Annotated in this window: 6 protein-coding genes; 4 read left to right on the top strand and 2 right to left on the bottom strand. The window is 39.5% G+C overall.

What is annotated here, in order from left to right; genetic code table 11:
• Positions 1–440: 440 nt before the first annotated feature.
• Positions 441–776 carry a hypothetical protein gene (locus PN450_RS16190; protein WP_148763707.1) on the top strand — a complete coding sequence of 112 codons (336 nt, stop codon included), beginning with the start codon at positions 441–443 and terminating at the stop codon, positions 774–776.
• 146 nt (positions 777–922) lie between these two features.
• Here the strand turns inward: PN450_RS16190 and PN450_RS16185 are convergent, their stop codons facing one another.
• Positions 923–1,297: a hypothetical protein gene (locus PN450_RS16185; RefSeq protein WP_168634402.1), complete on the bottom strand. Its 375-nt coding sequence runs from the start codon at positions 1,295–1,297 to the stop codon at positions 923–925.
• 336 nt (positions 1,298–1,633) lie between these two features.
• Between PN450_RS16185 and ychF the strand changes: the two genes are divergently transcribed.
• Positions 1,634–2,725 (top strand): redox-regulated ATPase YchF, encoded by a 1,092-nt coding sequence (gene ychF / locus PN450_RS16180; RefSeq protein ID WP_271836926.1) that lies wholly within the window; start codon positions 1,634–1,636, stop codon positions 2,723–2,725.
• 119 nt (positions 2,726–2,844) lie between these two features.
• Here the strand turns inward: ychF and PN450_RS16175 are convergent, their stop codons facing one another.
• The gene (locus tag PN450_RS16175; RefSeq protein WP_271836927.1) at positions 2,845–3,684 is read right to left on the bottom strand and encodes a prephenate/arogenate dehydrogenase; all 840 of its coding nucleotides are present in this window, start codon (positions 3,682–3,684) and stop codon (positions 2,845–2,847) included.
• 366 nt (positions 3,685–4,050) lie between these two features.
• On the opposite strand from PN450_RS16175, the gene PN450_RS16170 reads away from it, so the two are divergent.
• Positions 4,051–4,899 (top strand): M23 family metallopeptidase, encoded by an 849-nt coding sequence (locus PN450_RS16170; RefSeq protein ID WP_271836925.1) that lies wholly within the window; start codon positions 4,051–4,053, stop codon positions 4,897–4,899.
• 168 nt (positions 4,900–5,067) lie between these two features.
• Complete coding sequence (locus PN450_RS16165) at positions 5,068–5,673, top strand: peptidoglycan-binding domain-containing protein (protein WP_015083266.1); 606 nt, start codon at positions 5,068–5,070, stop codon at positions 5,671–5,673.
• Positions 5,674–5,871 lie beyond the last annotated feature (198 nt).

The raw sequence follows: 5,871 nt of genomic DNA, 5'->3' as shown, positions 1-5,871 counted from the left end.
CTAGTAGTCTGTCAAATTTATTTTGACGGGTTTTTGGTAGTGCGGGCATACTATGGCTAACGCCACGCTGCGCTATCGACAAGCTCAGTACAAGTCTTGCCCGCGTGAGCGAGACGCTCACACTACAGTCCATCATTTTTATCTTGACAGACTACTAGTACATCACGGCGTAAATAAAGCAACCATATTCAATCGCCAAACAGCCTACTGTATATTAGTTTTGACTTTTGACTTTTGACTTCCGCCCTGAGGTACTAGTAGCCATTCAAAATGCCCAAGCCGTAGTTAAAGGCGATCTTGCAGCCATTCAAAATGCCGAAGCTGTGAAGCGATGATATAGAAACACTAAGAGTAATGATTCGTGACGCTGTTCATTGTCATTTTCCTGATCAAGAAAAACGTCGTAAAATTGTTCATTTACAACACATTCTCTAAACAACATGAACTTAAAAGATCTCAAAGTAAAATTATTCCCCATCATCAAAATCATCTCCACTGCACTCATCACCAGCGCCATAGGCTTAGAATTATGGAATATGCAAACATCAATAACCAATAACCAACTACCGAGTATTTTAACCCCAGCTTTAATCATTGCCCATATTGCCCTATCCGCTCATTTTATTGAAGCATTAATTGCCGCTTATTATGCCCCAACACGCAATCAGACAGCAATCAAATATGCAACTTATACATTTTTTGTCGGTACAGTTGGTTTATTAGAATTGTGGGAAAATCAGGATATAGCAGCAGTTAGCAGTCAGAAAGAAGAATAATCTCAAACCTAAATTAAGGAACTGCAAGTTGATATAATTGTCTTTGTGAGGTCGCAGCGAGATTAGATTGGGATACCTCTTAATCTCATTCTGTCAGTAGAATCTCAGTGGCTTGGCTCCCTGAGAGTGTCAATCCTACAGCCTCCTTAGTGGAAATAGATAACTCGCGCATCTATCCTATGGTATTTCAACACGCTAGATAAACACTCGGCTTCTTCTCTTTTACTAGAACTCCCAGCGTATATATAAGTCCCAAGCCGATGCTTGGCTAAAAATGCGTCAGAAACATAGCTTCTGACAACATTTAATAATTGATCTGAATTACCAGGAATAACAACCACATAAGGGCGGTTTGGCACTTTACCAATGACGATCACATTATTCTGCTGGACAGTATTCACCGATTTGCTAACTTGAGGCAAACTTCGGGGAATACAATTGGGTGCTTGCCCCCAAGCCTTGGATAATAAACTATGCCATAAAACAGTTGTAACTATGGCTGTAATTAGATACTTGTTCATACCATTTTAGATTTTAGATTTTTTTTATACTACATTTGTAATTACATAAACAGATTTTTCAGTCAAGGATGAAAGTCAGCCAGGGAATAAATTCTCTGTCCAAAAGCTAAAGTCAGTTAAAACCGACTACTTAGGTATAAATAGGATAATTTTTGATTTTGAGTTAACCAGAGTGCGTTTTAACGCACCTTAGCTTTGAGACCGGAAATTCATTTCTGGGCGGGTTTGTCAGCAAACAGATAAGCCATTTTTAGCCTAAGTTGAGACCACTGACTCCAACCATCCTCCACCTGTTTGAACTATCCTTATACTTGAAACCAAAATCTAAAATTTACAATGCTAAGAGCCGGAATTGTCGGACTTCCCAACGTCGGAAAATCAACCCTATTTAACGCTGTAGTTGCTAATGCTAAAGCTGAAGCGGCTAATTTCCCATTTTGCACCATTGAACCGAATGTTGGCATGGTTTCAGTACCAGACGACCGGTTAGACGTTCTCGCAAAAATTGCTGGTTCTGCACAAATCCTAGCAGCCCGTGTTGAATTTGTTGATATTGCCGGTTTAGTCAAAGGTGCAAGTCAAGGAGAAGGACTGGGTAATCAATTTTTATCCCACATTCGGGAAGTTGATGCCATAGTTCATGTTGTCCGTTGTTTTGAAAACGATGATATCATTCACGTAGCCGGTTCTGTTGACCCAGCGCGAGATATTGAAATCATTAATTTAGAACTTGGTTTATCTGACTTATTCCAAATTGAAAAACGGATTGATAGAAGTCGCAAACTCGCACGCACTAGCAAAGATGCCCAGGTTGAAGTAGAAATTCTCGAAAAATTAGCCGCTGCTTTAAATGAAGGTAAATCTGTCCGTCAAGTTGGTTTGAATGCCGAAGAATCGGAAATTATCAAAGGCTTAGGACTACTTACCAATAAACCAATTATTTACGCTGCTAATGTTTCTGAAGAAGATTTAGCCACAGGTAATGATTTTGTTGAGAGCGTTCGAGAAGTTGCTGCGGTCGAAAATGCCCAAGTTGTCATTGTTTCTGCTCAAGTAGAAGCGGAATTAGTGGAATTACCAGAAGCAGATAAAGCTGATTTTCTGGAATCTTTAGGTGTAAAAGAAGGTGGTTTAAAATCCTTAATTCGCGCAACTTACACTCTATTAGGTTTGCGGACTTATTTCACCTGTGGACCGAAAGAAACCCGCGCTTGGACAATTAATGCCGGAATGTCTGCACCTCAAGCCGCAGGAGTTATTCACTCTGATTTTGAACGGGGATTTATTCGGGCAGAAACTGTGGCTTATCATGATTTAGTAACTCATGGTTCAATGAGTGCAGCCAAGGAAAAAGGCTTAGTCAGAAGTGAAGGAAAAGAGTATATTGTCCAAGAAGGTGATGTACTATTATTCCGATTTAATGTGTAAATAATCTTTAACAGGGAACAGGGAACAGAAAAGATAAATATTCTGCTTTCTTTCTTCTTTCTGACTCGGTGATAACTAAATGATCAGGTGCGTTACATTATTGATAACGCACCAGTGATCTATTCCACAAAATCAGGACGCGCTTGTTGATTGAATTTAAATTTTTCTGCTAATAATTCCCACTTTTCCTGCTCAATTATATGAATAAATTCGTCTAAATTTTCGCGGTATTGATGAAGAGAATGTAATAATGCTTGGCGATTATATTGCGCCATCATCACCCCTAATTCGGGATTTCCACCCCCAACCCTACTTGTATCTCGAAACCCTGAACTAGCAAAATTCTGGGCTAAGGCCGCGATTTCTGGATCTGTTTCACTTAAACAAGCTGCTATCAAGGAGGCACTCACCATTACAGGTAAATGAGAAATCCAACTCACAGCGCGGTCATGTTGTTCTGGTTGACAATGGTAGATAATAGAACCGAGCGATCGCACAATTTCCTCTACAATTGTCACAGCATTACTAGGTGTTGTTGCCACAGGCGTTAATACATAAGGCCGATTAACAAATAAATTTCGCTGTGCTGCTTCTATACCCGCGTCTGTTTTTCCCGCCATCGGATGACCACCGACAAAATTTTCCCACACAGGAGAAATTGCCTCAACTATAGGCATTTTAACTGAACCAACATCAGTAATAATAGTAGCCTTTGGTAAATGAGTGATCAACTCTTTCACTTGGGGGACTATCAATCCTATAGGGGTACAAATAAATACAACTTCGGCTGATGCCAACAAGCTCAAGTCCAACGACGCTTGATCAACGCTACCAAGGTTAATTGCCTTTTCACAAGTTGATTGACGACGACTGACACCTAAAACATGGTGTCCTTGCGAACGTAAATCGAAACCTAAGCAACCGCCTATAAGTCCCAGTCCTAAAATACCAATTTTCATCGTCATCTGGAAAATTTAATTTGTACTTATTCTCTCAATACTTTACCAACTTCAACTCTCAAAGTTGGCAATAGCAGGGTAGATTCATGACTTTAGAAGCAGAATTAATCGCAACCTAGGCAGAACTGGTTGTCAACTTTAGTGGTCTTAACCTAACAGAATCAAATTTTAGTAATGTCCATAAATCGAAAAAATCTAAGTATCTTGGGAATAGTAAGTTTGCACGAGTCGTAAATTTAACTAGCAAATTGTCCTGATGTGACACATTTGAGACTGAAATAGCAAATAACTATAGCATTTTTCCATTTACAGCAGTCAGCTTTGACTTCTTTTTCGCTGCTATAGCAATTATTAGGCTAGAAACTGATGAAAAAAGTTAATATCTACCGCTTTTGTGATTATGCTTTGATGGCTTTAATATCCTGTACCGTGGCTGTAAGTAAAGTTTCCCCAGCTTTGACTCAGACAGTTTCTCTAATTAACCCCACACCCGCACCTACTGCTAACTTAATTTGGCCGACCCAAGGGATTCTTTCCCAAGGTTTCCGTAAATATCAGCATGAGGGAATTGATATTGCGGGTGCAAAAGGGACTCCAATTTTAGCTGCTGCTGCTGGTACAGTCGTGAAAGCTGGTTGGGATGATTGGGGATTAGGCAATTTTATCGAAATTAAACATTTTAATGGCAATGTAACAGTTTACGGACATAATAGCCGTTTATTAGTAAGTAAAGGTCAACAGGTCAAACAAGGTCAAATTATTGCCGAAATGGGTTCAACAGGCAATAGCACCGCCCCTCATTTGCATTTTGAATTTTATGTAGATGGTCGTTTAGCTAGTAATCCTCTCAGTTTATTACCGTCTGCCACCATCGCAAAAACACCAGTAAATAAACCAATTACCCCAATTCTACAACCAGTTTTATCTGTAAGTAATAATACTGATTGTGATGGAACTACAGTTATGACAGGGGAGACCACAACTGTCAGTATAAAAGTTTGCGAAGAAAATGGTCAGTTATTTTATGTGGGGAAATTGAAACAAGAACCAAGTCAAGTTTTAAGAATTCGGGCTTGGAAGCTTGACAATCACAAATATCAGGCAGATAATGGGACTTTTTCCTACTTAATTAGTCCAGAAAAAATAGAAATTTGGCGCAATGGGAGTCCAATTCGTGCGGATAGTTTTCTCACTTCTCATGGTTTAGGGAAATAAAAATACTAACCTCTTTATGTAATTGATGATTTCATTACAAATACCTGATGTGACAGTTCAAATGGCGGAATATATTAGCCAACATATTGTCATAAAGAAGTATAAAATCAATGAAGATTAAAACTAGACAAAAGTATCACAAAATTTCACATAAAGGAGCAGATGATTATGGAATATTTGGCTTATTCCTATATGTATATAGAGGATGAAAGGACAAATGAAAATTTTGCATTAAGTCTTCCGAAATCGTCATTTAATTGGCGGAAAATTTTTAAATCTTCTGCATGGTTAACTTTGGCCGGTGTAACTATATTACTAGCTACAGTGACTCAAATGCAGTTTGCTTCGGCTGAATATGCCAGCACGAATGGAAGTTGTCTTTATATTCGCACCGGACCTAGCACTGCAAATTCATCTGTAGCCTGTGTCCGCAATGGTACATACGTTGGTGAAACTGGTAGTGTTAGAAATGGATTTGCGAGAATTTCTTCGGGACGTTACCGAGGATACTATGCTGCTGAAAGATGGATTGGTAATACTCCTGGACGTTCTCACCGCAGATATCGTTCTGGCTACGGTGTTGGGGGTAGGGTAACGGTAGAATATGGCGCAAGAGGCGAACGAGTCAGAGAAATCCAAAGAGCTTTAGGGATTAGAGTTGATGGCGTTTACGGTTCACGAACCATTAATGCAGTTCGTCACTTCCAAAGACGTAACGGACTGCGTGTAGATGGTGTTGTTGGTTATCAAACTCGGAGAGCTTTAGGGATTTAGCTTAAGTAGGGCTTGCTGAAAAAGTCTTTTCGTGAGGGCTAGGAGTCAGGAGTCACCGAGTCAGGAGGAAGAATTAGAAGGAGAGAAGAATAGTCTCAAATTTCAGAAAGTGATAGGTTTTTAATGGTTTCAATCCTTATTCCTTGCACCTAATTCACTTTTTTAACCGGGAAACTCTTAATCTATCTAGGTTTTCGG

Source organism: Dolichospermum lemmermannii CS-548 (assembly GCF_028330815.1).
GTDB classification, from domain to species: domain Bacteria; phylum Cyanobacteriota; class Cyanobacteriia; order Cyanobacteriales; family Nostocaceae; genus Dolichospermum; species Dolichospermum lemmermannii.
This window is presented reverse-complemented; position numbering and strand designations above follow the sequence as displayed.

What these genes read in the sequence shown, in the direction of transcription:
- PN450_RS16190 (WP_148763707.1), top strand. Translation starts at nt 441, where the DNA reads ATGAACTTAAAAGATCTCAAAGTAAAATTATTCCCCATCATCAAAATC.
- PN450_RS16170 (WP_271836925.1), top strand. Translation starts at nt 4,051, where the DNA reads ATGAAAAAAGTTAATATCTACCGCTTTTGTGATTATGCTTTGATGGCT.
- ychF (WP_271836926.1), top strand. Translation starts at nt 1,634, where the DNA reads ATGCTAAGAGCCGGAATTGTCGGACTTCCCAACGTCGGAAAATCAACC.
- PN450_RS16185 (WP_168634402.1), bottom strand. Translation starts at nt 1,297, where the DNA reads ATGAACAAGTATCTAATTACAGCCATAGTTACAACTGTTTTATGGCAT.
- PN450_RS16165 (WP_015083266.1), top strand. Translation starts at nt 5,068, where the DNA reads ATGGAATATTTGGCTTATTCCTATATGTATATAGAGGATGAAAGGACA.
- PN450_RS16175 (WP_271836927.1), bottom strand. Translation starts at nt 3,684, where the DNA reads ATGAAAATTGGTATTTTAGGACTGGGACTTATAGGCGGTTGCTTAGGT.